Origin of the sequence: Microbacterium koreense, assembly GCF_042677105.1 — a bacterium.
GTDB lineage: Bacteria > Actinomycetota > Actinomycetes > Actinomycetales > Microbacteriaceae > Microbacterium > Microbacterium koreense.
In genome coordinates, this window is the sequence record NZ_JBHTIM010000001.1 from 925,955 (window position 1) to 948,632 (window position 22,678).

Here is a 22,678-nt window from a genome sequence, read left to right on the forward strand (position 1 = left end):
GTGTCAGCGGTTGTCGCCCGAGACGTCGATGAGCACCTTGCCGGTCGTGCTCTGCTCGACCGCGTCGTGGGCGTCTGCGGTCTGCTCGAGGGTGAACCAGGTCAGGGGCAACCCCGCCTCCGCGCCCACCGGGAGCGCGCCGTCTTCGAGCGCACCGGTGATGTCTTCGGCGGCGACGGCCCAGGCGGTTTCGCCGACCGTGTAGAGAAGGACGCCCTGGATGCGGGCGTTCTTGGCGAAGCTCGGAATGATCGGAACGGTGAACGATTCGCCACCGTCGTCGGCGTAGTAGGCGATCGAGCCATGGTGCGCGAGCACATCGATGTCGAGGGTTGCGTTGTTTGCGATCGACACCTCGACGACGTGGTCCACTCCGCGCGGCGCAAGGGTCTTGATCTGCTCGGCGAGATCGGGGGCGGTGTACCGCAGCACGTGCTGCGCGCCCGCACGCCGGGCGAGCTGCGCCTTCTCCTCGGTGCTCACCGTCGCGATCACCGTCGCTCCCGCCCACGTCGCGAGTTGTACCGCGGCGTGTCCGACCGCGCCGGTTCCGCCCGCGACGAGCACGACACGGCCCTTGAGCGCGCCGGGCGCGAGGCGCTGCGGTCCGAACTCGTGCACGGTGAGAGCCCGGTGTGCCGTGACGGCGGGTACTCCCAAGCTCGCGGCGACGTCGAAGCCGACACCGTCGGGCAGTCGGATCGCGCGCGACTCGGGCACCACGGTGTAGTCCTGGGCGGTACCCGTCGGGCGGCCGTGCGCCGCGCCGAAGACCCAGACTCGGTCACCGGACCGAAGCCCCTCGACACCCTCACCGATCGCCTCAACGACACCGGCGCCGTCCTGATTGGGGGTCACCTCGGGGAATGGCATGTCGCGCCCAGCCGATCGGGCTTTCCAGTCCGTCGGGTTGACGCCCGACACGGTCACCCGCACGAGCACCTCCCCGGGACCGGGCGTGGGGGTGTCCTTCTCGACGAGCGAAAGGACGGAAGAGTCACCGGTACTCGTGTAGACGATCGCGCGCATGCCCTTGGCAACGGCACGAACCGCTTTCGCATTCCCGGGGCACGGCGCACACAGCGAGCGCCCGGAGCCGTGACGACCCCGAGCGCTCGCTGGTGTTGGTCAGCGGAAGGCGTCTTTCACGTCTTCGCCGGCCTGCTTCGCATTCGCCTTGGCTTGGTCCATGTGGCCCTCGGCTTCCAACTTTTCGTTGTCCGTCGCCTTGCCGATGCCCTCCTTGGCCTTGCCCTTCGCTTCCTCAGCGGCGTTCGAGATCTTGTCGTCCAACCCCATGGGAATCTCCTTCCGTGTCCCGGTGCGCGGGGAATCCGGCACGTTGTGGCCATTCCACGCGGCAGCCCGCGGATGCGCCATGGGGTTGACGTCGGGCGAGACGAGGTTTATGCGCTTCGCGGGTGCCGTCAATCGGCGAGGAAGCGCTGCCAACCCTCCGCGTCGGCGTGATCGAAGATGAGGTTCGTCTCCGTGTGCGCCACGGCCGGATGCCCCGTGAGGTAAGTCAGCACGAACTCGCGGAGCTCGCCGGCATCCTTCGCGACGACGTGGAGGAGGAAGTCGTCGGCGCCGGCCATATGGAAGATCCTCACCACACCGGGAAACGCGGGCGCAGCGCGACGGAAGACCTCGATCTCGGCGCGCGCATGCTTCTCGAGGCGTACCGCGATCAGCGCTTGGACGGTGGCGCCGATCAGATCGGGGTCGAACTCGGCATGGAAGCCCTTGATCACGCCGTTCTCCTGCAGCCGCCGCATTCTCAGCGAGACGGTGGACTCGGCGATGCCGACCGACGCGGCCAGCGTCGCACCCGAGGCGCGGGCGTTCACGCGCAGTGCTCGCAGAAGTGCGCGATCGATGCGGTCGAGCGTGATACTTCCTGCCATCGCTCCACCTTCTCGGTAGTCGAAAGTGAAGGTTCTGCGACAAACAGATCCTTCACAGAGGATAGTGCAGATCTGATTGAGGATGGCAGAGATTCCTCCGACAATGGCGACATGAACCTCGACCAACGCCGGTGGGAGACGAAGGCCGTGCACGGTGGCACGGGCGGTCTCCGCGAAGCAGGCACCCACGTGCCGCCGATCGACATGTCCACGACGAACCCGCTTCCCGACGTCGAGATCGGGGGGATGTCCTATGAGGAACTCGCCACGGGGCACGACCTCGGCCCCGGACGCAGCGCGGTCTATCAGCGCCTGTGGCAGCCCGGCGTCGCGCGCTTCGAGGAAGCACTCGCCGGACTCGAGGGAACCGACGGGGCCGTCGCCTTCGCCAGCGGGATGGCGGCGCTGTCGGCGTGCCTCATCTCGATCGTGTCCGCGGGCACCCCCCACGTGGTCGCGGTGCGCCCGATCTACGGTGGCACCGACCACGTGCTCGAGACCGGACTCTTGGGCACACGAGTCACCTGGACCACCGCGGACGACATCGCCCGCCACATCCAGACCGACACCGGAATCGTCATCATCGAGACGCCCGCCAACCCCACACTCGAGATGGTCGACATCGCGGCGGTCGTCGCGGCGGCCGGCGACGTGCCGGTGATCGTCGACAACACCTTCGCCACCCCGGTGTTGCAACGGCCTGTCGAGCACGGCGCGACCCTCGTCCTGCACAGCGCGACGAAATACATCGGTGGCCACGGCGACGCGATGGGCGGTGTCATCGCGGGGCCGACGGCCTGGGTCGAGCGCCTGCGCCAGGTGCGCGCGCTCACCGGCGGAACACTCCACCCGATGGGCGCGTACCTCTTGCACCGCGGGCTGCGCACGCTCGCCGTCCGCATGCGCGCACAGCAGGAGTCGGCCCAGATCCTCGCCGAGCGTCTCAGCACCCACCCCGCAGTGGCACGCGTCGCATACCCGGGCCTGCCAGGCCAGGACCCCCAGGGGCTCCTCGGACGCCAACTCGACGGTCCCGGCGCGATGATCGCGATCGACCTCGTCGATGGCTACGCGGCTGCCGCGCGATTCACCGAAGCCTGCGAGCTCGCCACCCACGCGGTGTCGCTGGGCGGCGTCGACACACTCGTCCAACACCCGGCATCCCTCACGCACCGTCCCGTCGTCGGCGAGGCGAAACCGGGCGCCGGCATCGTCCGCGTGTCTGTCGGGCTCGAGCACGTCGACGACCTCACCGATGACCTGACGACGGCGCTCGACGCTGCGGGCGCCGTGACTCCGGAACTCTCGGCGACGGAGTCCCTCGTCGGCTAGCAACCCGACGGGCGCGCCGCAACCCGATCCGCGAGGTGCGGGGAGCAGGCAGGATGGACGGATGCTGACCATCCCCCGCACCACGCTCAACGACGGAGCGTCCTTTCCCGAGCTCGGGTTCGGCACGTACAAGCTACGCGGAGCAGACGGAATCACCTCCATCGTCTCTGCTCTCGACAACGGCTACCGCCTACTCGACACCGCGGTCAACTACGAGAACGAGTTTGAGGTCGGCGAGGCCGTTCGTCGCAGCGCCGTGGCGCGCGACGACATCCTCGTGACCTCCAAGATCCCGGGCCGCCACCATGGCTTCGATGAGGCGATCGAGAGCATCACCGCATCCCGCGCCGCACTCGCCCTCGACCGCATCGACCTGCAACTGATCCACTGGCCCAACCCGAGCGTCGGCAAGTGGATCGACACGTGGCGCGGCATGATCGAAGCCCGCGAGCGCGGCCTGGTCCGCTCGATCGGCGTCTCGAACTTCACCATTCCGATGCTCGAGAAGCTCATCGAGACGACCGGGGTGGCCCCCGCGGTCAATCAGGTCGAGATGCACCCGTACTTTCCGCAGGCGGCGCTGCGACGGTTCCACGCCGAGCAGGGCATCCGCACCGAGAGCTGGAGTCCGCTGGCCCGCCGCACCGAACTCCTGGCCGAGGCGATTCTCGATGAGATCGCGCAAGCACACGGGGTGACACCGACCCAGGTGGTGCTTCGGTGGCACACGCAGCTCGGATCCACGCCGATCCCCAAGTCCTCGGATCCTGCTCGGCAGCGAGAGAACGCCGACGTGTTCGGGTTCGCCCTCACCGATGGTGAGCTCAGCGCGATCTCGGGCCTGGAACGGGGCCGGATCTGGGGCGGCGACCCGAACCACCACGAGGAGATGTGATCGTCAGGCGTCAGGAAGCGCCTGTAACCACTCGGTGAAGGTCTGTGTGCCGAGCAGCGAGTCACCTGAGGGAAGGAGCGCCCCGCTTCGCTGGGCGCGACCGATTGCTCCGGGAACGGAAATCGCAGGGAGCGGCATCCGATGACCGATCGCGCGCGCATAGGACCGCACCATCTCGGCCAGGGATTCCTCGCGGGGCCCGGCGAGGTCGCGTGCGCGGCCCTGCGGACCCTCTTCAGCCCGCCGGACCAGGTGTGTGGCCAGCTCGTGCGCGGCGATCGGCTGCACGCGTCCGCGTGGCGCGAGGTGGATACCGGCTACCGTCGCGCGCGCGAACATCTGTGCGGCGAACTCGTGAAACTGCGTCGAGCGTTGAATCGTCCACGGAACGGCACCCTCTGCGATGAGGCGCTCCTGCGTGAGCTTGCCCGCGTAGTACCCCTCGGGGGCGGCGTCGATGCCGACGATCGAGACGGCGATGTGGTGAGCGACGCCCGCGCGATGCCCGGCGGTGAGGAGCGTGTGTGTCACCCCCGCGAAGAAGCTCACCGCGTCCGGTGTTTCCGTCGATGACGGATTCGACATGTCGATGACCGCGTCCACGCCCCGCAGCGCGCGCTCGACGCCGGCGCCGGACAGCAGGTCGATGCCGGTGCTGCGGGCGAGCACCACGACCTCGTGGTCGCGCGCGCGAGCGGCGGCGACCACGTGCTGGCCGGAGATGCCTGTGCCCCCGGCGACGGCGATCCGCATCGGTGCCCTCCCGTCCCGGTGCGTTCGGGAAGGTCAGTCTAGATCGCGGGGTGCGCGACGACCACCCACCCGCGCACGAGCGCGGGGAACGAGCCAGACGCTGACAGCGCTGACACCGGCGGTGAACCGTTCAGCGTCATCGTGAAGGTCGATCGTTCGCAACCTCGCGCAGTGGGACGGGTGGCGCGGAGGATCTGCGACGATGTGAAGGATGAGAAGGTGGGATGACGTGACGCATCGAGACAGCGCTCAGCCGCGCCGAAGTGTGCTCGGGAGCATGTCGTGAGCGGGGATCGCCGCTTTCCGGCATCCGTCTACTCGCGCGGCACCGAACCGGACGCGCGCTTCACCCTCGCCAATGAACGCACGTTTCTCGCGTGGATCCGCACCGCGCTGGCATTTCTCGCCGGCGGCGTGGCGCTCGAGGTGCTCGGCCTCGACCTGCACCCGGGATTCCGCGTCGCGGCATCACTGCTTCTCGTCGCCGTCGGGATGCTGATTCCCCTGATCGCATGGATCGGATGGATGCGCACCGAGCGCGCCCTGCGCGAGAACCGACCGTTGCCCGCATCGCTCATGGGCATCACGCTCGGCGTCGCCGTCACCGCAGCCGGCGTCCTCGTCATCCTGGCCATCGTGCTGGCATGACCGCGCCCGTCGACCCCGGGCTCCAGCCCGAACGCACCGAACTCGCGTGGCGCCGCACGGCGCTCGGTGTCGGAGTCGGGTCGTTGGTCGCGCTGCGTATGCTGCCGGATGCGACGGGCAACCCGTGGTGGGTTCTCGTCGGAGTCGCAGGGGTTCTCATCGCCGTGGCGATCTGGGTCTCCGGGCGGCGGCGCCTCAGCGGCGTGCGTGAGCGGATGGCTCGTGACGGCCTGCACGCACGGATGCCAGGTGCCGGCCCGCTCGCCGCCCTGGTCGGGCTCGTCTTGGTGACCGGTGTGTTGGGCATGGCGCTCGTCGCGCTCGTTTCGCTCGCACCGGCCTGACCGCCCCCGCCGAGTCGGGCTCCGTGCCGGGAATCGGACGTGAGCGCGAGAATCGCCTGCTGCGGCCGATTCTCGGTGCCACGACCGCGTCTCGCGGTGAGGCCGAGGAAACGGGGGTGGGGTGCAGACCGGACCCGGGTCGCAGAGGTCAGTGCGGCGCGTGGTACTCGGTCTCGCCGCTCTTCCAGTAGCCCTTCGCGACGATCTGGTCGGTCGTCAAGCCCCACCTGTCCAACAGCAGCGCACGTGCGGGCCTCACAATCGCCTGTTCGGCCGCGACGAACCCGAAGATCGACCCGTGCGGGCGATCCTGGGCCCCGAGCGCATTCAGCGCCGCCGCGAGTGCGGACCCGGCGGGGGCCTCGCCGCGATGGATCTGCCGCACCTCGACCCCGGCGGGGGCGTCGATCGGTATCTCGTGAGCGGCATCCGGGACTTCGACGAGGATGCGGCCGACCGCATCGGCGTCCATGGACCGGGCGAAGCGTCGCATCGCGGGGACCGCCGTCTCATCACCGGCAAGGAACCACGCGTCGGGGCATCCCTCGAGCACCATCGAGCCACGCGGCCCGCCCACGGCGACCGCCGACCCGAGCGGCGCGGACGCGGCCCAAGGGCCGGCGACGCCGTCATCGCCGTGCAGCACGAACTCGATGTCGAGCGTTCCCTCCTCCGCATCCCATTCGAGCGGCGTGTATTCGCGACTCGGTGCCGCGCGCACCTCGTCGGCGGACGCGTCTGCCGGCGCGAAGAAGAGTCGCAGGTGGTCGTCGGCACCGGGGGAGTCGAATCCGCGGAGCTCTTCGCCTTCCAGGCGCAGGCGCACGTACTGGGGTGTGATCCACGCCCGGGAGGTCAGCCGCGCCTGGCGGAACCGCAGGTCGAGCATCCGCCGTTCGAGGGTGAACGCGGTCTGGGTGGTCATGTGTTCTCCTTGCATCATCAGCCCCACAGCACCACGCGGCGATCGCCGAGGTGCTCGACGCGTGCGGGGGTGTCGTAAAGGGCGGCCAGCCGGGGTGCGGTGATGACGTCGCCGACCGGTCCGTGGTGGACGACCTGCCCGTCGCGCATCGCGACGATGTCGTCGGCGTACTGGGCGGCGACGTTGATGTCGTGCATCACCACGACGATGGTCATCTCACGCCGCGCGCATTCGCGGCGCAGCAACGTCATGAGCGCGACGGCATGGCGGGGGTCGAGGTTGTTCAGCGGCTCGTCGAGCAGCAGGTGGTCGGTGTCCTGTGCCATGGCCATCGCCACGAACGCCCGTTGACGCTGCCCACCCGAGAGTTCGTCGAGGAACCGGTCGCGCACGCCCTGCAGATCGAGCAGGTCGATCGCGTGCTCGATGCGCTCGCGGTCGTGCGGAGTGCGGCCCGACCCGCCGTGCGGGAAGCGCCCGTAGGCGACGAGGTCTTCGACGCTGAGGCGGATCGCCAGGTGGTTGTCTTGTCGCAGGATCGCCAACCGTCGGGCGATCTGACGCGACGGGGTCGTCGAGACGTCGAGGCCATCGATCGTGATCGTGCCTTCGGTGGCCTGGATGAGGCGCCCGACCGCCGACAGAAGGGTGGATTTTCCCGCTCCGTTGGGGCCGATGATCGCCGTCAGGCCGGGGCGCAGATCGAGCGTGACGTCGTCTACGGCGAGCACACTGCCGTGGCGTTTGACCACCGAGTCGATGTGGATCATGGTCAGCGGGCCCTTCCGGTCAATACGAGCACGATGAAGAAGATGCCCCCGACGAACTCGATCACCACGGGTAGCTCGGTGCTGAAGCCGAGCAGTCTGTCGAGGATCAGCTGGCCGCCGACGAGGGCGACGACACCGATCGCGATCGCGGCGGGGATGCTGCGCAGATGGCGGTGGCCGACGGCGCCGTAGGCGAGGTTCGCGACGATGAGGCCGAAGAAGGTGACGGGTCCGACGAGGGCCGTCGAGGTGGCGACGAGGGCCGCGATCACGACGACGACATGCATCACGGTGCGTCGGTGGTCGACGCCCAGCGAGATGGCGGTCGTCTCGCCGAGCGACAGCACGTCGAGCGAGCGGCGGAGGGGCCACAGCGAGGCGATCGCGACGACGACGAGCACTCCGGTCGGCAGGATCAGTTCGCGGTCGATCGATGTGAAGCTCGCGAAGACGAGGTCTTGCACGATCGCGAACGTGTCAGGGTCGAGCAGCCGCTGGAGAAAGGCCGTGACCGAACGGAAGAGCACTCCCAGCACGAGTCCGGCGAGGACGATCACGTGCAGGTCGAGTCGCCGGTGCAGGAAGAGCCACCAATAGAGCAACACGATCGCGCCGGCCATGAGCAGCAGTTCGACCGTCCACGAGGCGAGGGGTGGCGCGGACACGAGCAACGCCGGGCCGACGGCGAACGCCACCACCACCTGGATGGTCATGAAGACCGCATCGAATCCCATGATGCCCGGGGTCAGGATGCGGTTCGCGGTGATCGTCTGGAACAACACCGTCGCGACACCGATCGCGGTCGCAGCGATGACCATGCCGGTGACCGTGCGTGACCGCAGATCGAGTGCGTACTCCCACCGGCCGGGCAAGTCGGTGAACAAGAAGAGCGCGATGACGACCACCGCGAGGGTGACGAGGAGCGCGAGCGCCAGCGAGGGCGAGCCGCGTCGTGCGCGCGGTGTGGTCGGGGCGGGGGTGATCATCGGATGCCGCCTCCCACCGGAGCGGTGCGACGTCGCGGGCGGCGTGGTCGCGCGGCATCCGACGGCTGGGCCGTGCCCAGGAGGAGCCAGAGGAAGACGATGCCGCCCAGCACACCCATGACCACCGAGATGGGCAGTTCGAACGGGAAGCGCACAAGTCGGCCGACGATGTCGCAGAACAGCACGAGCGAGGCCCCGAGGAGCGCGACGACGGGAACCGAACGGCGCATGTTGTCGCCCACGAGCCGGCTGACGATGTTGGGGGCGATGAGTCCCAGGAAGGGGATCGCCCCCGTGACGACGGTCATGACGCCGGTGACGATGGCGATGATGCCGACACCGAGCGCCATGACACCGCGCGTGTTGAGCCCCAGGCCGCGCGCGGCGTCGTCGCCGAGCCCCGCGACGGTGAAACGATCGGCGGCGATCCAGGCGATGAGGGCCGCCGCGGCCGCCAGATAGAGCATTTCGTAGCGGCCACGGGTGATCCCCGAGAAGTCACCGACCGACCAGCTGAGCAGCTCTTGCAGCATGTCGCCTCGGTACGCGATGAAGGTCGTGACCGCGCCGATGACCCCGGCGTAGAGGATGCCGACGATCGGGACCAGCACGCTCGAGCGTGACGGGATGCGGCGGACGAGGGCGAGAAAACCGAGCACACCCGCGAACGCGCCGACTGAGGCCACGACCGCCTTCCACCCGAGGGGCAGGCCGGGCACTGTGAGCAGCACCATGAGCAGGACGAAGCTCGCGGCATCCGTCGAACCGGTCGTGCTCGGCTCGACGAAGCGGTTACGCGTGAGCAATTGCATGATGAGTCCGACGACGGCGAAGGCAACGCCGGCGAGGATCAACGCCGCTGTGCGGGGGATGCGACTCGCGAAGAGAATGAACGCGTCGAGCTCGGCGACGCCGATGAACAGGGAGATCGTCGCGAGGGTGGCGACCAGCGCCACCCCCACGACGATCAGGGTGGTGGGGGAGAGCCGTTTCAGGACGACGGCCCTCCTCCGGGTACGGCGACGGTCATCAGCCGGCGACGGCCTCGTGCACGGTGCCGAGCACGTTGTGGATCGCGGTGAGACCGTTGATGACGATGTAGAGCTCGCTCGCGGGAAGGTACACGATCGCGTCGTTCTGCGCGGCGGTCGTGCGCTCGACGATCTCGTTGTCGAGCGTCTCCTCGGCGCTCGAGCCCTGACCGGTGGCGGCTCCGCGGTCGAAGGCGATGATCCAGTCGGGGTTCGCCGTCAGGATGAACTCGTTCGTGACGGTGTCGCCGTGGGCGGAGCCTTCTTGGCCGGGAAGCTCGGCCGCGGCGACGGCGGGCGTGAAGCCCAGAGTGTCGAAGAAGTAGCCGAAGCGCGAGCCTTCGCCGAAGGCGCCGTACTCACCACCCGACACCGACAGCACGAGCGCGGTGCCGTCGACTTCGGACTGGATCGTCGCAATCTGCTCTTCGATGTCAGCGCTGAGCTCGGCGACCGCCTCTTCTTCGCCGAAGATCTCACCCAGCTGGGCCGCGCGCACGAGGCCGCCCTCGGGATCGAACGTGCCGCCGTAGGCGCCGGTGAGGTCGATCGTGGGGGCGATGTTCGACAGCTCGTCGAACTGTCCGGTGCTACGCGCGGCGACGACGATGAGTTCGGGGTCGAGCTCGGCGACGGCTTCGAAGTCGGGTTCGAACAGCGAGCCGACCTTGGGAAGGTCGGCGTACTCCGAGAGGTAGTCCGGCAGGGCGACCTCGGGGATGCCGACGACGGTGTCGCCTGCGCCGATCGCGTGCAGAGTGTCGAGCGTCGCGATGTCGAAGGTGACGACCGACTCGGGCTGGTAGGCGACCTCGACCGCTTCGCGCGGAATCTCGGTGTCTTCGGTCCAGTAGGTCTCGCCGTCTTCCTCGACCTGCATGAGGGCGGGCTTGGCGTTTTCGACGACCACGGTGGTCTCGGTGGCGTCCGCGGGGGCGGCATCGTCGGCAGAGGACGACGGGGAGGCGCAGGCGGTCACGGTCAGAGCGAGCGCCGCGATACCGGCGAGCGGCAGCAGTGAACGAGTGGGGAATGTCATGTAGGTAAGCCTAGCCTAAGTGCCTACCCGTGATGCAAAACGGAACCGCTTCGCCGCGGGGCGTGCGGATCAGATCGCGCTACAGCCGGGCGCCGTCGTCGTCGCGGTTCTCGATGCCGACCTCGCGGCCACGCCACGATTCGTAGGCGATCAGCCACCCGATCGACACCACCGCGGCGAGCAAGATGCCCAGCCATATGTTGCCCCACACGAGCCCGAACAGGATTCCGAGCGCGAAGACGAGCACGGTGCCAGCGGCCCAGCCCGTGTGTCCGCGTTGCCAGCCACCACGTCGATTCGCCATGGCCCCAGCCTAGATCGTTCGAGGAGCGTGCGCGTTTGTCAGGTCGGGGCGCCGGAGACCCACGCCACCGCCTCATCGAGGGCCGCGACGCGGAAGAACCTCAGATCGCACGGAAAGAGGAAGGCGATGCCGTGGATGACCTCGCCCACGACCGCGTGGTCGGTCACCAGGGCGATCCGCCCCCATGCCCGTGCGGGCGTTCCATCGAGCTTGGCGTCCTGCCACATCGCACCCAGCGAGTAGTGCTCGTAGTCCGGCCCCATCTCGAACACGATGTTGAGCTTCTCGCCGGTGGCGATTGCCTTCGTGATGGCGGGGTCGACGGTGGTGCGGTAGTCGTCGGCGGTGACGGTTCCGACCGCGCGAAAGCCGATGACGCCATCCGGGAGCCCCGGGAGTGTCTCGATCATGGCCCCATCATCGCGGCGATCGCTCCGCTCCGCCAGGCCCGAGGCATGACGAGATCGCTCAGCGGGAGCGGTGATCCTCGGGATGCAATCTCGGCCCCCGCCGCGGCTCGACCACCCCCGAGAGCCCGATCAGACGGATGACACGCTGCCGCTGGCCCTTCCACGGTGCGAGCAATTCGAGCATCCCGTCGTCGTCCACACGTCGTCCCGTCAAGGCGAACCCGACTGTGTGCGCCAGGTGGTAGTCGAAGACGCTCACGGCGTCGGGATCACCGAACGCGCGGATCCGCGCTTCGGCACTCGTCCAGAGGCCCACGCCACGCAGCGACGTGAACACACGGTTTCGTTCCTCGCCGGTCGTCGCATTCTCGGCCGCGCGCACGAGGGAATCGGCACGCCGCGCCGCGTCGACCACCGTGCGTGACTGCGGCGGTTCGAGCCCGGCGCGATGCCAGCGCCACGACGGGATCCGCCGCCACTCCTCGACCGACGGCGGAGCGAACAGCGGCCTCGGACTGGGACCGGGCGCGCGCTCGCCGTGCCAGGTCACGATGCGCCGCCAAGCGCCGAAAGCCTGCATACCCGTGACCTTCTGCTCGAACACGGCACTGGCGAGCGCCTCGAAGACGAGGTCGGTGCGACTCAATCGCACATCGGGGTGCCGGCGGTGAGCCTCGGCGATGAGCGGATGCCGCGACGCGTCGAATCCCGCCGGGTCGTCACGCGCGCCGCACAGCGCCGGCAGTTGCGTCAGAGCCCAATCGGCGCCCGGCCCCCACGCCGCACCCTTCACGGCTCCATCCGTCATCTGGCGCATCGCGAGCGTCGCGATGCCCTCCGGCGTGCGACTCGCCCGCCAGATCACCGCGCCCACCGCCTGCATCGTCGGGTCGCCGGCACCGTGCCGTTGATGGAGCACCGTACGCCGCAGGTCGAGCGGATGCCGCGGGCGATACGTCGTCTCTCGCGGTCGCCCCTCTCGCGGTCGCGGATCCCGCGTGGCGGGCACCGCTGGTCGCGATCCGGATCGCGCCGCCGAGCGAGCGGCATCCGTCCCGCGCATCGGGGAGAGCGTCGCGCGGGAGGTCATGCCGACACGATATGTGCCGCCGCCGACACGCGACGGATCAGAAGCGGTCAGGAGACGGCGTGCCGTGACCGAATCGGATCGAGACGTCGGCGTGACGATCGAAGCGGTAACCCGCGCCGCGGACGGTGCGCACGATGTCTTCGTAGCGCCCGAGCTTCGCCCGCAGCCGGCGCACGTGGACGTCGATCGTGCGCTCGCCGGGGACGTCCTCGCCATTGGCGCCCGACCACAGCGACGAGACCAGCTCGGTCCGCGCGATGGTGCTGCCCTCGCGCAGGACGAGGTACTGGAGCAGCTCGAACTCGGTGTATGTGAACGCCGCGGAGTCGCCATCGATCAGCACCCGCTTGCGCGAGATGTCGACCACGACGCCGCCCGGGGCACGATCGGCCTCGGCCTGTTCTTCCTTGGCACGTGCCGTGGCTGCCGGCTCGTGAAGGGCGCGGCGCACGACGTCGACGTCGCGGCCGCCGGCGCCGGCGGGAGCGAGCGCAACGGTGGCATAGGTCTCGGCCTCGGGAGCAAGCTCTTGAAGGGTGCGGCGCAACGCTTCGACGAGGACGCCGAGCGAGACTCCGGATGTGGCCGCCTTGAGCTCGTCGATACCGACGTACAGAGCGAACCCGCGGGGGGCGGTTCCGGTGCGGGTGGACTCGGCCGTCGGCGTCACCGAAGCAGGGTCGGGGACGGCGCGCAGGTGGCGGGCGGGTCGTGCAGGAGCGGTCGGTCGTTCAAGAAGGGCGGGCTGAGACATGATGATGGTCCTCGAAGGAGTGAACCCGATCCGCGGGTTCGAGTGAGTGTGGCGAGACGGCCCGCGTGAGCGGGCCGGGTGCGGGCATCCGTTGCGCGGGATCTTCCGCGCGGGCGGCTGCTGCGGGGATCGGGGATCCGTTCAGACGGGGATCCGACGCGATCCGGCGGTGTCACCGAGTCAGCGGCACATTCGACAACACAGAGCAACGCGGCCGGCCATCATCATGCCGGCAGTCCCGTTCGCCTCCTGGGCGGACAGAGAGCGTGCGTTGTCAGTCATGCGGCCGATTATGACGGAGTGCGTCGAAGTGCGTCAAATCTTCGCGCGCGCTCGCGGGCACTGTGACGAAGTGTGACGTGCGTGGATCGTGGCGTTTCGGGGTGCCGTGCGACCGCGGTGCGGATGTCCGGCGCTAGCCTGGCGAGGTGACTGAGCTTCGCTTCTCCCATGAACCGGATGCCTCGCGCTACACGCTGCGTCGGGGTGACGACCTGGTCAGCGCGCTCGATTACCGTGACGACGGGCGCACGTTGTCGATGACGCGCGCCTACACGGTGCCGACCTTCCGTGGGAACGGCTATGCAGCGGTCATCGTCGACAAGGCAGTCGCCGAACTCGAGGCGCGGGGCGACCGCACCGTCATCCCGATGTGTTGGTACGTCGCGGACTGGTTCCAGGCGCACCCCGAGCGTGCCGGCATCGTGCACACACGTCGCACGGCCTGATCCGATGGACATCGAGGAGGCCTTCACGGTCGTCGCCGTCACGTTCGAGGCGCTCGGTGCCGTGGCGATGATCGTCGGCTTCGCCATTGCGCTCGTCCTCGGAGCCCGCTCCCTCCTGCGCGGAGACGGCGGCGCGACGGCGTTCCAAGTGCTGCGGACGACCATCGGGTCCGGCATCCTTCTGGGCCTGGAAGTCCTCGTCGCGGCCGACCTGATCCGCACGATCACCTCCAAGCCGTCTCTCGAGGATGCGGCGATCCTCGGCTTGATCGTCGTGATCCGGACGATCCTGTCGATGTCGATCCAGATCGAGATCGAAGGCGTGCTGCCCTGGCGGCGGGCTCTCACGACCAGCGGCGGCCAGATGCTCGCTGAAGCCGTCGCGCGCGATCGGGCGAAGTCGCGCTCCGCCGACGTCGGCTGAGCGCTATCCGCCGAGACCGCGATTGTCAATGGGGTGACGTCGTGTGCGGTCCCCGCGAGGCTGAAGGGGTCGAAAGGATCCCATGGACCGCGATCTTCCCGAAGGCATGATCGATGCCTTTCCCCCTGGCGGATGGGAGCGCGTAAGTGACGGCGACGCCGCTGCGCAAGACGCCGCCGCGCAGGAATCCCCTGATCTGCGATCGGATGCCGCGGAGAGCCCCCCTGCGCCGGATGACCCCGTCGAGGGCGAGGCAGTGCGTCAAAGCGCCGACCCCGACATGCACGCCGACTCAGAAGAGGGACCATCATGAGCACGACCGGCAATGAGTACGAACAGCCGGGGGTCAACTACCCTGATCGCGACGACTCCGAAGATCAGGGTGAGCCTCGCAAGGACGGTGACCCGGCGGAGGCAGCGCTCGCGGCGGCCGGAGCGCACGACGCGGCCGAAGGTGCGGACCACCACGGGCAGGACGGCGGGCGTGACACCCTCACGGTCGGCGAGGCGCAAGCGGCGATGAGCGGAGCGTCGGAGCAGGACGTGCCGGCGATGGCGCAGAACAATGCACCCGCAGCCGACAAGATCGCCGGAATCGTCGCGCAGACACGTCAGGACGCCGCCGACCAGCCGAGAGAACGGATCGTGGAGGTCTTGTCGCAGCGTCTGGATCAGGCAGGAGTGGCCCTCACCGCAGAGGACATCGACGAACTGGCCGGGCGGGTGCGCGCCGACATTCCCTGAGCGTCGCTCGGTGCTCGTCGAACCGCCGTGAGCCTCTGCGGCGATGTCGGAGGGGGCGCCTACCGTGTTGGATATGCGGATCCTGCACACCTCCGATTGGCACATCGGGCGCTCGTTCCACGGGCACGCGACGCTTGCCGCGCTCGCCGGTGTGTTCGACGCGATGGTCGAGCAGGTGCGCGACAACGAGGTCGACGTGGTCATCGTTGCCGGTGACGTCTTCGACTCCGCGGTTCCCGCAGCGGGGTGCTACACCCTCCTCAGCAACACTTTGCGTGCGCTTTCCGACACCGGTGCGCGAGTCGTCGTGACGAGCGGAAACCACGACTCCGCAGCCCGGCTCGGATTCCAATCGGGTGTGCTCCGCGACGGCATCCACGTTCTCACCGATCCGCACGAACTCGCCCGCCCGGTCACCGTCAGCGACGACCACGGCCCGGTTCACTTCTACGGCATCCCTTTCCTCGAACCCGCGCTCCTCCGGCACGAGTGGCCGCAGGCGCGCTCGCAGTCGACTGCACTGTCCCACGCGATGGACCTCATCCGCGACGATCTCGCCTCGCGCGGTGGGCGTTCCGTTGCGATCGCGCACTGCTTCGCCGCCGGCGTCGAGCCGACCCCTCATCTTGAGCGCGACATCCAGCAAGGCGGTCTCGATGTCGTCCCGATCGCCACTTTCGATGGCGTCGACTACACCGCGCTCGGGCACATCCACAGTCGACAGGTTCTCTCGGAGCGCGTTCGCTACGCGGGAGCGCCCTTGCACTACAGCTTCGGCGAAGGCGACCGGCCGCGAGGGTCATGGCTCATCGAACTCGACGCTCACGGTGACATCACCGCGGAGTGGCTTGATCTCCCGGTACCCCGCCGTGTCGTCACGCTCACCGCTCCTCTCGACGAATTGATCGACGACGCGCGTTTCGCCGCGTACGAAGACGACTGGGTGTGCGCGGTCTACACCGACGACCTGCCGCAGCGAGATCCGATGCGACGCCTGCAGCAGCGGTTCCCCCATTGCGCGAAGGTCGAACACGCTCCGGCGACGGCGCCCGAGCGGGCGACTCGCACGTACGCCGACCGAGTACGGGCCGCGCGCACCGATACGGAACTGATCGACGCGTTTCTCACGCACGTTCGCGGCGGCGAAGGGGTGACTGAGCGCGAAGCCGAACTCGTGCGCGACGTCCTCGAGGAACGCACCCGCGTCGAGGTTCTCGCGTGAAGCTCCATCGCCTCGAGCTGACCGGCTTCGGGCCGTTCCGAGAGACGCAGACGGTCGACTTCGATGCCTTCGACGGCGACGGAGTGTTCCTGATCTCGGGGCGTACGGGCGCCGGAAAGTCGAGCATCCTCGACGGCGTGAGCTTCGCTCTGTATGGATCCGTCCCGCGCTACGAGGGAGGGGAACGCCGCCTCCGCAGCGACCATTGCCATTTGGGCGATCCGACCGAAGTCGTTCTCGAGTTCTCGGCGGGCGGTGGACGGTGGCGAGTGGCGCGGGCACCCGAGTATGAGCGCCCTGCGAAGCGCGGTGGAGGCGTGACACTCGAACCCACGCGGGCCGTTTTGGAAGAACGTGTCGGTGATGAGTGGATCGGCCGGGCCGCGAAACCCCGCGAGGTCGGCATCTTCCTCGACGAAGTCGTCGGGCTGTCCGCGCAACAGTTCCAGCAGGTCATCCTCCTTGCCCAGAACAAGTTCTCGCGCTTTCTTCTCGCCAAGAACGATGAGCGTCAGGCCTTGCTTCGCACCCTGTTCGGGACGAAACGGTTCGAGCAGTACAAGCTTGACCTCGAAGAGCGGCGCCGCGAGGTGCAGAAACGGTTCGACACTGCCGGTGAACATGCGCGCACGGTGCTCGAGTTCGCCGAGAACCTCGCCGACGAACACGGCCTCTCCTCCGATGCGGAGCGAGCCGATGACCCGGCAGTCCGACAAGAAGCACTCGCCGATGCGCAACGACGCGCCGACTACCGCGTCGAGCAGGCCGCGACGGAGCGCGCGGGCGCGGAAGCAGCGTCCGAGGTGGCGACGACGGCGCACGGCGAACTCGTGGCGCGTGCGAAACGTCACACGGATCTGGCTCGCGCGCGCACCGATCTGGACCTTATCGAAGGCGAGCAGGAGCGCATCGACATCGAACGGCAGCGGCTGCACCGTGCGCGCGTCGCTGAGAACCTCCGAGCGCCCATCGACGCATGGCAACGAGCGCAAACCGCCCATGACTCCGCGTCACAACACGTGGAGACCGCCACCGAAGTGTGGAGCGCGGGCGGGGGAGGACTCTCCGAAGACCTGGACGCTGTCGTGGCCCAAACCACCGGAGACCTCGCGGTGCTTGCGACGGCGACCCGGGCGGAGCACGACCTCGAGGCGGCCACGACGTCGCATGCCGAGGTGACGCGTGACCTCGAGCGGATCTCAACCGCGCTGGTCGAGATCCGTGCGCGCCGACAGGCACTGCCGGACGAACGTGCGACGCTCACCGATCAGATCGCGATCGTGGCGGAGAAGGCCGCAACAGCGCCCGACGCGCGTGAGGCGCGCGACAGTGCCGAGGCGAGGTTGCAGGCCGCGCGCGAGGCGGCGGCATTGGCCGAGCGACTCGCCGCGGCCGAAGCCGACTACGCCGCCCGCAACAGCGCCTCCGCCGAGGCCACGGTCGCGGTGACCAACCTGTTGCAACGACGGCTCGCGGGATACGCCGGCGAGCTTTCCGCAGGCCTGGTCGACGGTGAACCCTGCGCCGTCTGCGGTTCGACCGAACACCCTCATCCGGCGACACCTGATGATGACCCCGTCACCGACGAGATGCTCGCTGAGGCCGAGCGTGCCCGGGACGAGGCCGCAGAGCGCGCACGCGACGCCGCCGACACGGCTCACGTCATCCGCGACGAGCACGCCGCGGCGTTGAGCCGCGCGGGGGGCCAATCCCCCGATGATCTCGAGACGGCCCTCGTGAGCCTCAAAGAGCGGGCACGCACCGCCGAGGCGGCCATCGCCGAACACGACCGGCTGCAGACGCGCCTCGTCGCCGTCGACGAGCGCGAGGTCGTCACTGCCCGCGAACTGGCGGAACTCACCGAAGCCCACACGCAGACACGCGAGCGTCTCGCAGCGCTGGGTGCGCGCATCGACGACCTTCACGCCACGGTCACCGATGCGCGGGCAGAGTTCACGACCGTCGCCGAGCGAGTCGCGGTCACCACCGAGCGGCTGGAGCGCGCGCGATCGTTGCGTGAGGCCCGCAACCGACTCGATGTCGCTCGGCAGGCGCTTGAGGCCGCGCGCATCGACCTCGACGCGCGACTGGAATCGTCCGGGTTCGACGACGCGATCTCCGCCACTGCGGCGCTTCTCGACCCCGCCGAGATCACGCGCATCGACAGTCTCGTCGTCGAGCACTCTGCGGCGCTCACCGCCGCACGCGCGCGGCTTCTCGACCTCGAACTCGAGACGGCCGACGAGGCAGCCCCGACCCCCGACGAGGTGGCCGCCGCCGAACAGGCGGTGCGTACCGCCGACCAGACCCGCACCGCGGCAATCGCCGCGGAACGCGACGCGCAGAACACTGCGAGGGGGCTCGCAGATCTTCGCAGTCGCGCCGTCGACGCTTTCGCCTCCGTCGCAGACACGGCAGAAGAGGCCGCTGTCGTGACGCGCCTGGCGGATACCGTCGCCGGGCGCGCGCCGAACACGATGAAGATGGACCTCGAGACATTCGTGCTCGCCGCAGAGTTGGAAGAGATCGTCGCCGCCGCCAACCTGCGCCTGTCGGAGATGTCGTCGGGCCGGTACACGCTGCTCCACACCGATGCGCGCCAGGCGCGCAACGCCGCCTCCGGACTTGGAATCGAGATCTTCGACGCCTACACGGGGCAGGCCAGGTCGCCGCACTCACTGTCTGGAGGCGAAACGTTCCTCGCCTCCCTCGCCCTGGCGCTCGGCCTGGCTCACGTCGTCACGTCTCGGGCCGGCGGCATCCGACTCGACACGCTCTTCATCGACGAAGGGTTCGGCTCGCTCGATGCCGACACCCTCGAGTCAGCACTCGAAACACTCGATGAACTTCGCGAGGGCGGCCGCACCGTCGGCGTCATCAGTCACGTGGAGAGCATGAAAGACCGCATCCGCGCGCAACTGATCGTCGAGTCTGCACACGAAGGCGCGAGCGTCATCCGGCAGGACGAGGATGTGCTCGTCGACGGATGACGCTCGCGATCGTTGCTCGACCGGCTACTCCGCCAGGTGCGTCAGCGCCGCAGACGAGATGATCTCGTAGAAGCGCTCCGCCTGCTGGGCGCTGAAGGAGTCTCCGGCGCTCTGCGCCAGGGAATCGATCATCGACTGGCGGCCGTCCTCACCGAGGATCAGGATCGTCTCGCCGAGCGACACCAGCAGGGTGTCAGGGAAGACGAGTTCCATCTCGTCCTCCGTGATCGGGCCGACCTCCTGGAAGAGCTCGAACAGCGCGGGGCGCACCTCGGCGAGGTACGCCGCCTCGCCGCCGGCCACGACGTCGACGTCACCCTCTTCATCGGTGGATCCGCCCGAGCCAGGGTCCTCTGTCTCGACGACGGCCGGCGGGGTGGGGTCGGTGACCTCTGCAGAACCGCTGCCGGCGCTGGCCAGGCCGATCAAAAGGAGCGACCACGTGAGCGCGCCGATCCATGCGAAGCCGCCGAGCACCGAGACGATGATCGCGATGATCCCGAGTGGCTTGCCGCCCTGCTTCTTGTTCGCCAAAACGACGATGCCCATGATGAGGGCCGCGAGGAGAAGGATCCCGCCGATCACGGCGAGGGTGAGCGATACCCACAGCAGGGGCAAGAAGGCCACCCCGACAAGCACGATGCCTGCGATCGCGAGCCCGAGCGCCACCCACCCGAAGGTCTTCGGGCGCGTGTCGGGCTGTGCCGGCTGCGCCGGTGCGCCGTAGACAGGTTGCCCGGGAGCGGCGGAGGTCTGCTGCGGGTATCCGGCGGCGGGCTGCCCGTATGCGGGGGGTACGGGGTGCTGCGGCGCAGGCGGGTAGGCCTGTGTCGGCTGCTGGTCGGCACCGTAGCCGGGCGGGTAGGCCTGTGTCGGCTGGTCGGAGCCATACGCCGGGGGATAGGCCTGGGTGGGCTGATGGTCCGGACTCGGCGGAACCGGTGGCGTGGCGGCGTCACCCGAGGGCGGCTGCTCGCTCGGGTCCTGGGGAGGTGTGGGGTTCGACATGGGTGTTCCTCCGTATGAGTTGCGTACGTCTGGCGAGCCCCGGGCCGCGGGCGGCGAGAGCGATGACGCGCAAGTCCTTAGGCTAGTCGTATGTCAAAGAACACGGTGTGGACGATTCTCGGTGTCATCCTGGCCATCATCATCGCCTGGTTCCTGGTGAACATCCTGTTCTCGGTGCTCGCGTTCGTCTTCAAGCTGGTCATCGTCGCCGTGGTCGCGCTCGTGGTCTTCCTCGTGTTGCGCGGGATCTTCGCCGGGCGGCGTTCCTAGGCTTTGAGCCCGCTCGTCAGACGCCGTACTCGGCTCGAACGACGTCGCGCAGCTGCGCACTGCAGGCAGCGACGGTCTCGCGCCAATCGGTGATCGCATCGTCCTGAGCGCGGTCGGACACGGCTCGCAAGACGCGGATCGGGACCCCGAACTGCTGCGCGACCCAGACGAAGGCATACGTCTCCATATCGACCAGACCCGCGCCCAGCGATCGCACGACATCGACCGCGTCCGCGCCGTCCACGAACTGGTCGCCGGTGGCGATGGTCACGCCCTCGCGCCCGACGCTCACACGCTCGGGGAGGGAAATGTGGCGGCCGACGATGCCGTCGAGGTCGACGACGTCGTGCTGGATCGCGGCGCTGATGTCGTACACCGCGGCGTCGAGCTCGGGGTCGATCGCGCCCGCGGTGCCGACGACCAGGACCTCGTCGTAGTCGGCAGCGTCGAGCGCTCGGGTGAGACCGTAGGCGGCTTTCAATTTGCCGGGCCCTGTGACGAGGCGGTCGAACCCGTCGAGCTCGGCGGGGAAGGCGGTGAGTTCGGAGTCGAGTGCCGCGACGAGAAGCTTCATGTCCTCCATTCTCTCGGACCCGAACGTCGTGAACGGCGATAGCGTGACAGGAGATGACTCCTCCCCGCACTGCGACCATCCCGTTGACCTCCGGAGCGCGCTGGCGCGCCTTCTGGGTGTGCGTCGCGGTGGCCGCGATCACGATCATGGACCTGACGAAGGTCAACGTTGCCCTGCCTTCGATCGGGGCTGTCCTCGATGCCGACTCGACGCAGCTGCAGCTCGTCGTGTCGGGCTTCGTGTTGACCTTCGGACTCACGCTCGTGCCCATGGGGCGACTCGGTGATCAGCGATCCCGACGCATGCTGTTCGTCGTCGGTCTCTCGCTCTACACCGTCACCAGCATCCTCTGCGCCCTCGCGCCCAACGCCGTCGTGCTCTTGGCCGCGCGCCTGCTGCAGGGGGTGGCGGCGGGCATCCAGATGCCGCAAGTGCTCGGGATGGCCCAGGAACTGTTCCACGGCAAAGAGCGCGGCCGTGCGTTCGGCCTGTTCGGAGCGACGATCGGTGTTGCGACCGCGTTCGGGCCCACTCTCGGCGGCCTGCTCATCGCCGTCGGCGGAGCGACCGACGGGTGGCGACTGATCTTCTGGATGAACGTTCCCCTGTGTCTCATCGCCATCGCCCTCGTGTTGTGGCTCCTGCCCGACACCCGCACGCGGTCGGAGCGGCCGCTCGAACTCGATCCGATCGGCCTCCTGCTGTTCGGTGTCGCGGTGGTCGCGCTCATGTGGCCGTTCCTTTTCACCACCGGGGCGCCGAGCGACGATCCGGCGCGGTGGTGGCTGCTCGCCGTGTTCGTGCTGTTCGTTTCGGCATTCCTCGCCTGGGAGCGCCACTACGCCGCGAGGGGACGCAATCCGCTTGTCCCGCTCGAACTCTTCCGGATCGCGTCGTACCGCAACGGGACGATGCTCCAGACGGTGTTTTTCGCCGCGATGCCGGCGATGTTCCTGCTCACGACCTTGTTTCTGCAGATCGGTCTGGGGATCGAGCCCGTCTTCGCGGGGATGGTCTCGATCGGGTTCGCGCTCGCCAGTGCTGTGACGTCGTGGGTCGGGGGAAACCTCGTCGCACGCTTCGGGCGGCCGCTGGTCATGTGGGGCCTGGCCGCCGTGATCCTCAGTGCCGGCGGACTCGTCCTGACCGCGCTGTTCGCTGAGCCGGCATGGACGCCCTACATCATGGCGGCGGTCATGATCGTCGGGGGCGCCGGTGGCGGACTCGTCATCGCCCCGAACCAGACTTTGGCGCTTGCCGAGATCCCCGTGCGGCGCGGGGGCGTCGCCGGGTCCGTCGGTCAACTCGGGCAGCGAATCGGCACCGCTGTGGGAACGGCGGTCGCGCTCGCGCTGTTCTACGCGACGATCTATCGCGAGAGCGGTACGCACGATGACCTCGTCGTGTACCACGATGCGTACGCCTTCGGCATGATCACGGTCGGCATCTTCCTCAGCCTCGCGCTTCTGGTCGCCGTGCTCGATCTGACCGGCCGCATCAAGGGCACGGTCGCCGCGGACTGACAACCGG

The 22,678-nt window shown here is 68.5% G+C and carries 27 protein-coding genes; 12 read left to right on the plus strand and 15 right to left on the minus strand.

Going from position 1 to position 22,678, the window contains the following annotated elements; genetic code table 11:
* Positions 1-3: 3 nt before the first annotated feature.
* From ACFQZV_RS04240 to ACFQZV_RS04250, 3 genes are all read right to left on the minus strand, one after another.
* Positions 4-1,029 (minus strand): NADPH:quinone reductase, encoded by a 1,026-nt coding sequence (locus tag ACFQZV_RS04240; RefSeq protein WP_378750544.1) that lies wholly within the window; start codon positions 1,027-1,029, stop codon positions 4-6.
* A gap of 99 nt (positions 1,030-1,128) precedes the next feature.
* Positions 1,129-1,299 carry a CsbD family protein gene (locus tag ACFQZV_RS04245; RefSeq protein WP_378750542.1) on the minus strand — a complete coding sequence of 57 codons (171 nt, stop codon included), beginning with the start codon at positions 1,297-1,299 and terminating at the stop codon, positions 1,129-1,131.
* Positions 1,300-1,427: 128 nt separating this feature from the next.
* Positions 1,428-1,907: an Lrp/AsnC family transcriptional regulator gene (locus tag ACFQZV_RS04250; protein WP_378750540.1), complete on the minus strand. Its 480-nt coding sequence runs from the start codon at positions 1,905-1,907 to the stop codon at positions 1,428-1,430.
* Between the two features lie 111 nt (positions 1,908-2,018).
* On the opposite strand from ACFQZV_RS04250, the gene ACFQZV_RS04255 reads away from it, so the two are divergent.
* Both ACFQZV_RS04255 and ACFQZV_RS04260 read left to right on the plus strand, forming a co-directional pair.
* Complete coding sequence (locus ACFQZV_RS04255) at positions 2,019-3,239, plus strand: trans-sulfuration enzyme family protein (RefSeq protein ID WP_378750538.1); 1,221 nt, start codon at positions 2,019-2,021, stop codon at positions 3,237-3,239.
* A gap of 61 nt (positions 3,240-3,300) precedes the next feature.
* Entirely contained in the window at positions 3,301-4,134 is an 834-nt protein-coding gene (locus tag ACFQZV_RS04260; RefSeq protein ID WP_378750536.1) for an aldo/keto reductase, read from the plus strand.
* Positions 4,135-4,137: 3 nt separating this feature from the next.
* Here ACFQZV_RS04260 and ACFQZV_RS04265 read toward each other — a convergent pair whose 3' ends face one another.
* On the minus strand, positions 4,138-4,887 hold the full coding sequence (locus ACFQZV_RS04265; protein ID WP_378750534.1) for an SDR family oxidoreductase: 750 nt from the start codon (positions 4,885-4,887) through the stop codon (positions 4,138-4,140).
* A 282-nt stretch (positions 4,888-5,169) separates the two neighbouring features.
* Between ACFQZV_RS04265 and ACFQZV_RS04270 the strand changes: the two genes are divergently transcribed.
* On the plus strand, positions 5,170-5,535 hold the full coding sequence (locus tag ACFQZV_RS04270; protein ID WP_378750532.1) for a YidH family protein: 366 nt from the start codon (positions 5,170-5,172) through the stop codon (positions 5,533-5,535).
* Positions 5,532-5,879, plus strand: a complete 348-nt coding sequence (locus tag ACFQZV_RS04275) for a DUF202 domain-containing protein (RefSeq protein WP_378750531.1) — start codon at positions 5,532-5,534, stop codon at positions 5,877-5,879. Before ACFQZV_RS04270 ends, ACFQZV_RS04275 begins: the two co-directional genes overlap by 4 nt.
* Before the next feature lie 148 nt (positions 5,880-6,027).
* On the opposite strand, the gene ACFQZV_RS04280 is transcribed toward ACFQZV_RS04275, so the two are convergent.
* The 9 genes from ACFQZV_RS04280 to ACFQZV_RS04320 form a co-directional block, all read right to left on the minus strand.
* Complete coding sequence (locus ACFQZV_RS04280) at positions 6,028-6,804, minus strand: siderophore-interacting protein (protein WP_378750529.1); 777 nt, start codon at positions 6,802-6,804, stop codon at positions 6,028-6,030.
* Positions 6,805-6,821: 17 nt separating this feature from the next.
* Positions 6,822-7,574: an iron ABC transporter ATP-binding protein gene (locus tag ACFQZV_RS04285; RefSeq protein ID WP_378750527.1), complete on the minus strand. Its 753-nt coding sequence runs from the start codon at positions 7,572-7,574 to the stop codon at positions 6,822-6,824.
* A 2-nt stretch (positions 7,575-7,576) separates the two neighbouring features.
* Positions 7,577-8,560: an iron chelate uptake ABC transporter family permease subunit gene (locus ACFQZV_RS04290; protein WP_378750525.1), complete on the minus strand. Its 984-nt coding sequence runs from the start codon at positions 8,558-8,560 to the stop codon at positions 7,577-7,579.
* Positions 8,557-9,522: an ABC transporter permease gene (locus tag ACFQZV_RS04295; protein ID WP_378750523.1), complete on the minus strand. Its 966-nt coding sequence runs from the start codon at positions 9,520-9,522 to the stop codon at positions 8,557-8,559. Before ACFQZV_RS04295 ends, ACFQZV_RS04290 begins: the two co-directional genes overlap by 4 nt.
* 67 nt (positions 9,523-9,589) lie before the next feature.
* Positions 9,590-10,630, minus strand: a complete 1,041-nt coding sequence (locus ACFQZV_RS04300) for a siderophore ABC transporter substrate-binding protein (protein WP_378750521.1) — start codon at positions 10,628-10,630, stop codon at positions 9,590-9,592.
* 79 nt (positions 10,631-10,709) lie between these two features.
* A complete protein-coding gene (locus ACFQZV_RS04305) occupies positions 10,710-10,934 on the minus strand; it encodes a hypothetical protein (RefSeq protein ID WP_378750519.1) in 225 nt (74 codons plus the stop codon).
* Between the two features lie 38 nt (positions 10,935-10,972).
* Entirely contained in the window at positions 10,973-11,344 is a 372-nt protein-coding gene (locus ACFQZV_RS04310) for a SpoIIAA family protein (protein ID WP_378750517.1), read from the minus strand.
* Positions 11,345-11,402: 58 nt separating this feature from the next.
* Positions 11,403-12,434: a DNA-3-methyladenine glycosylase family protein gene (locus tag ACFQZV_RS04315; protein WP_378750515.1), complete on the minus strand. Its 1,032-nt coding sequence runs from the start codon at positions 12,432-12,434 to the stop codon at positions 11,403-11,405.
* A gap of 37 nt (positions 12,435-12,471) precedes the next feature.
* Entirely contained in the window at positions 12,472-13,188 is a 717-nt protein-coding gene (locus ACFQZV_RS04320; protein ID WP_378750513.1) for a winged helix-turn-helix domain-containing protein, read from the minus strand.
* A 428-nt stretch (positions 13,189-13,616) separates the two neighbouring features.
* On the opposite strand from ACFQZV_RS04320, the gene ACFQZV_RS04325 reads away from it, so the two are divergent.
* From ACFQZV_RS04325 to ACFQZV_RS04350, 6 genes are all read left to right on the plus strand, one after another.
* Positions 13,617-13,916 carry a GNAT family N-acetyltransferase gene (locus tag ACFQZV_RS04325; protein WP_378750512.1) on the plus strand — a complete coding sequence of 100 codons (300 nt, stop codon included), beginning with the start codon at positions 13,617-13,619 and terminating at the stop codon, positions 13,914-13,916.
* Between the two features lie 4 nt (positions 13,917-13,920).
* Positions 13,921-14,340 (plus strand): DUF1622 domain-containing protein, encoded by a 420-nt coding sequence (locus tag ACFQZV_RS04330; RefSeq protein ID WP_378750510.1) that lies wholly within the window; start codon positions 13,921-13,923, stop codon positions 14,338-14,340.
* Between the two features lie 82 nt (positions 14,341-14,422).
* The gene (locus ACFQZV_RS04335; protein ID WP_378750508.1) at positions 14,423-14,653 is read left to right on the plus strand and encodes a hypothetical protein; all 231 of its coding nucleotides are present in this window, start codon (positions 14,423-14,425) and stop codon (positions 14,651-14,653) included.
* Complete coding sequence (locus ACFQZV_RS04340) at positions 14,650-15,084, plus strand: hypothetical protein (protein WP_378750506.1); 435 nt, start codon at positions 14,650-14,652, stop codon at positions 15,082-15,084. The genes ACFQZV_RS04335 and ACFQZV_RS04340 overlap by 4 nt, the downstream gene beginning before the upstream one ends.
* Positions 15,085-15,157: 73 nt before the next feature.
* Positions 15,158-16,306, plus strand: coding sequence for an exonuclease SbcCD subunit D (locus ACFQZV_RS04345; RefSeq protein ID WP_378750504.1), 1,149 nt, complete (start codon positions 15,158-15,160; stop codon positions 16,304-16,306).
* A complete protein-coding gene (locus ACFQZV_RS04350) occupies positions 16,303-19,296 on the plus strand; it encodes an AAA family ATPase (protein ID WP_378750503.1) in 2,994 nt (997 codons plus the stop codon). The genes ACFQZV_RS04345 and ACFQZV_RS04350 overlap by 4 nt, the downstream gene beginning before the upstream one ends.
* 24 nt (positions 19,297-19,320) lie before the next feature.
* On the opposite strand, the gene ACFQZV_RS04355 is transcribed toward ACFQZV_RS04350, so the two are convergent.
* On the minus strand, positions 19,321-20,304 hold the full coding sequence (locus tag ACFQZV_RS04355) for a hypothetical protein (RefSeq protein ID WP_378750501.1): 984 nt from the start codon (positions 20,302-20,304) through the stop codon (positions 19,321-19,323).
* Between the two features lie 90 nt (positions 20,305-20,394).
* Here ACFQZV_RS04355 and ACFQZV_RS04360 point away from each other — a divergent pair, with 90 nt between their 5' ends.
* Positions 20,395-20,574, plus strand: coding sequence for a hypothetical protein (locus ACFQZV_RS04360; protein ID WP_378750499.1), 180 nt, complete (start codon positions 20,395-20,397; stop codon positions 20,572-20,574).
* A gap of 16 nt (positions 20,575-20,590) precedes the next feature.
* On the opposite strand, the gene ACFQZV_RS04365 is transcribed toward ACFQZV_RS04360, so the two are convergent.
* Positions 20,591-21,148, minus strand: coding sequence for a phosphorylase family protein (locus ACFQZV_RS04365; protein WP_378750497.1), 558 nt, complete (start codon positions 21,146-21,148; stop codon positions 20,591-20,593).
* A gap of 53 nt (positions 21,149-21,201) precedes the next feature.
* Here ACFQZV_RS04365 and ACFQZV_RS04370 point away from each other — a divergent pair, with 53 nt between their 5' ends.
* Positions 21,202-22,671 carry an MFS transporter gene (locus ACFQZV_RS04370; protein WP_378750495.1) on the plus strand — a complete coding sequence of 490 codons (1,470 nt, stop codon included), beginning with the start codon at positions 21,202-21,204 and terminating at the stop codon, positions 22,669-22,671.
* The last annotated feature ends 7 nt before the right edge of the window (positions 22,672-22,678 follow it).

Bases quoted from the DNA above. Each gene is read 5' to 3' on its own strand.
- ACFQZV_RS04240 (WP_378750544.1), bottom strand. From the start codon at position 1,029: ATGCGCGCGATCGTCTACACGAGTACCGGTGACTCTTCCGTCCTTTCG.
- ACFQZV_RS04245 (WP_378750542.1), bottom strand. From the start codon at position 1,299: ATGGGGTTGGACGACAAGATCTCGAACGCCGCTGAGGAAGCGAAGGGC.
- ACFQZV_RS04250 (WP_378750540.1), bottom strand. From the start codon at position 1,907: ATGGCAGGAAGTATCACGCTCGACCGCATCGATCGCGCACTTCTGCGA.
- ACFQZV_RS04255 (WP_378750538.1), top strand. From the start codon at position 2,019: ATGAACCTCGACCAACGCCGGTGGGAGACGAAGGCCGTGCACGGTGGC.
- ACFQZV_RS04260 (WP_378750536.1), top strand. From the start codon at position 3,301: ATGCTGACCATCCCCCGCACCACGCTCAACGACGGAGCGTCCTTTCCC.
- ACFQZV_RS04265 (WP_378750534.1), bottom strand. From the start codon at position 4,887: ATGCGGATCGCCGTCGCCGGGGGCACAGGCATCTCCGGCCAGCACGTG.
- ACFQZV_RS04275 (WP_378750531.1), top strand. From the start codon at position 5,532: ATGACCGCGCCCGTCGACCCCGGGCTCCAGCCCGAACGCACCGAACTC.
- ACFQZV_RS04280 (WP_378750529.1), bottom strand. From the start codon at position 6,804: ATGACCACCCAGACCGCGTTCACCCTCGAACGGCGGATGCTCGACCTG.
- ACFQZV_RS04285 (WP_378750527.1), bottom strand. From the start codon at position 7,574: ATGATCCACATCGACTCGGTGGTCAAACGCCACGGCAGTGTGCTCGCC.
- ACFQZV_RS04290 (WP_378750525.1), bottom strand. From the start codon at position 8,560: ATGATCACCCCCGCCCCGACCACACCGCGCGCACGACGCGGCTCGCCC.
- ACFQZV_RS04300 (WP_378750521.1), bottom strand. From the start codon at position 10,630: ATGACATTCCCCACTCGTTCACTGCTGCCGCTCGCCGGTATCGCGGCG.
- ACFQZV_RS04305 (WP_378750519.1), bottom strand. From the start codon at position 10,934: ATGGCGAATCGACGTGGTGGCTGGCAACGCGGACACACGGGCTGGGCC.
- ACFQZV_RS04310 (WP_378750517.1), bottom strand. From the start codon at position 11,344: ATGATCGAGACACTCCCGGGGCTCCCGGATGGCGTCATCGGCTTTCGC.
- ACFQZV_RS04315 (WP_378750515.1), bottom strand. From the start codon at position 12,434: ATGACCTCCCGCGCGACGCTCTCCCCGATGCGCGGGACGGATGCCGCT.
- ACFQZV_RS04320 (WP_378750513.1), bottom strand. From the start codon at position 13,188: ATGTCTCAGCCCGCCCTTCTTGAACGACCGACCGCTCCTGCACGACCC.
- ACFQZV_RS04330 (WP_378750510.1), top strand. From the start codon at position 13,921: ATGGACATCGAGGAGGCCTTCACGGTCGTCGCCGTCACGTTCGAGGCG.
- ACFQZV_RS04335 (WP_378750508.1), top strand. From the start codon at position 14,423: ATGGACCGCGATCTTCCCGAAGGCATGATCGATGCCTTTCCCCCTGGC.
- ACFQZV_RS04340 (WP_378750506.1), top strand. From the start codon at position 14,650: ATGAGCACGACCGGCAATGAGTACGAACAGCCGGGGGTCAACTACCCT.
- ACFQZV_RS04345 (WP_378750504.1), top strand. From the start codon at position 15,158: ATGCGGATCCTGCACACCTCCGATTGGCACATCGGGCGCTCGTTCCAC.
- ACFQZV_RS04355 (WP_378750501.1), bottom strand. From the start codon at position 20,304: ATGTCGAACCCCACACCTCCCCAGGACCCGAGCGAGCAGCCGCCCTCG.
- ACFQZV_RS04360 (WP_378750499.1), top strand. From the start codon at position 20,395: ATGTCAAAGAACACGGTGTGGACGATTCTCGGTGTCATCCTGGCCATC.
- ACFQZV_RS04365 (WP_378750497.1), bottom strand. From the start codon at position 21,148: ATGAAGCTTCTCGTCGCGGCACTCGACTCCGAACTCACCGCCTTCCCC.
- ACFQZV_RS04370 (WP_378750495.1), top strand. From the start codon at position 21,202: ATGACTCCTCCCCGCACTGCGACCATCCCGTTGACCTCCGGAGCGCGC.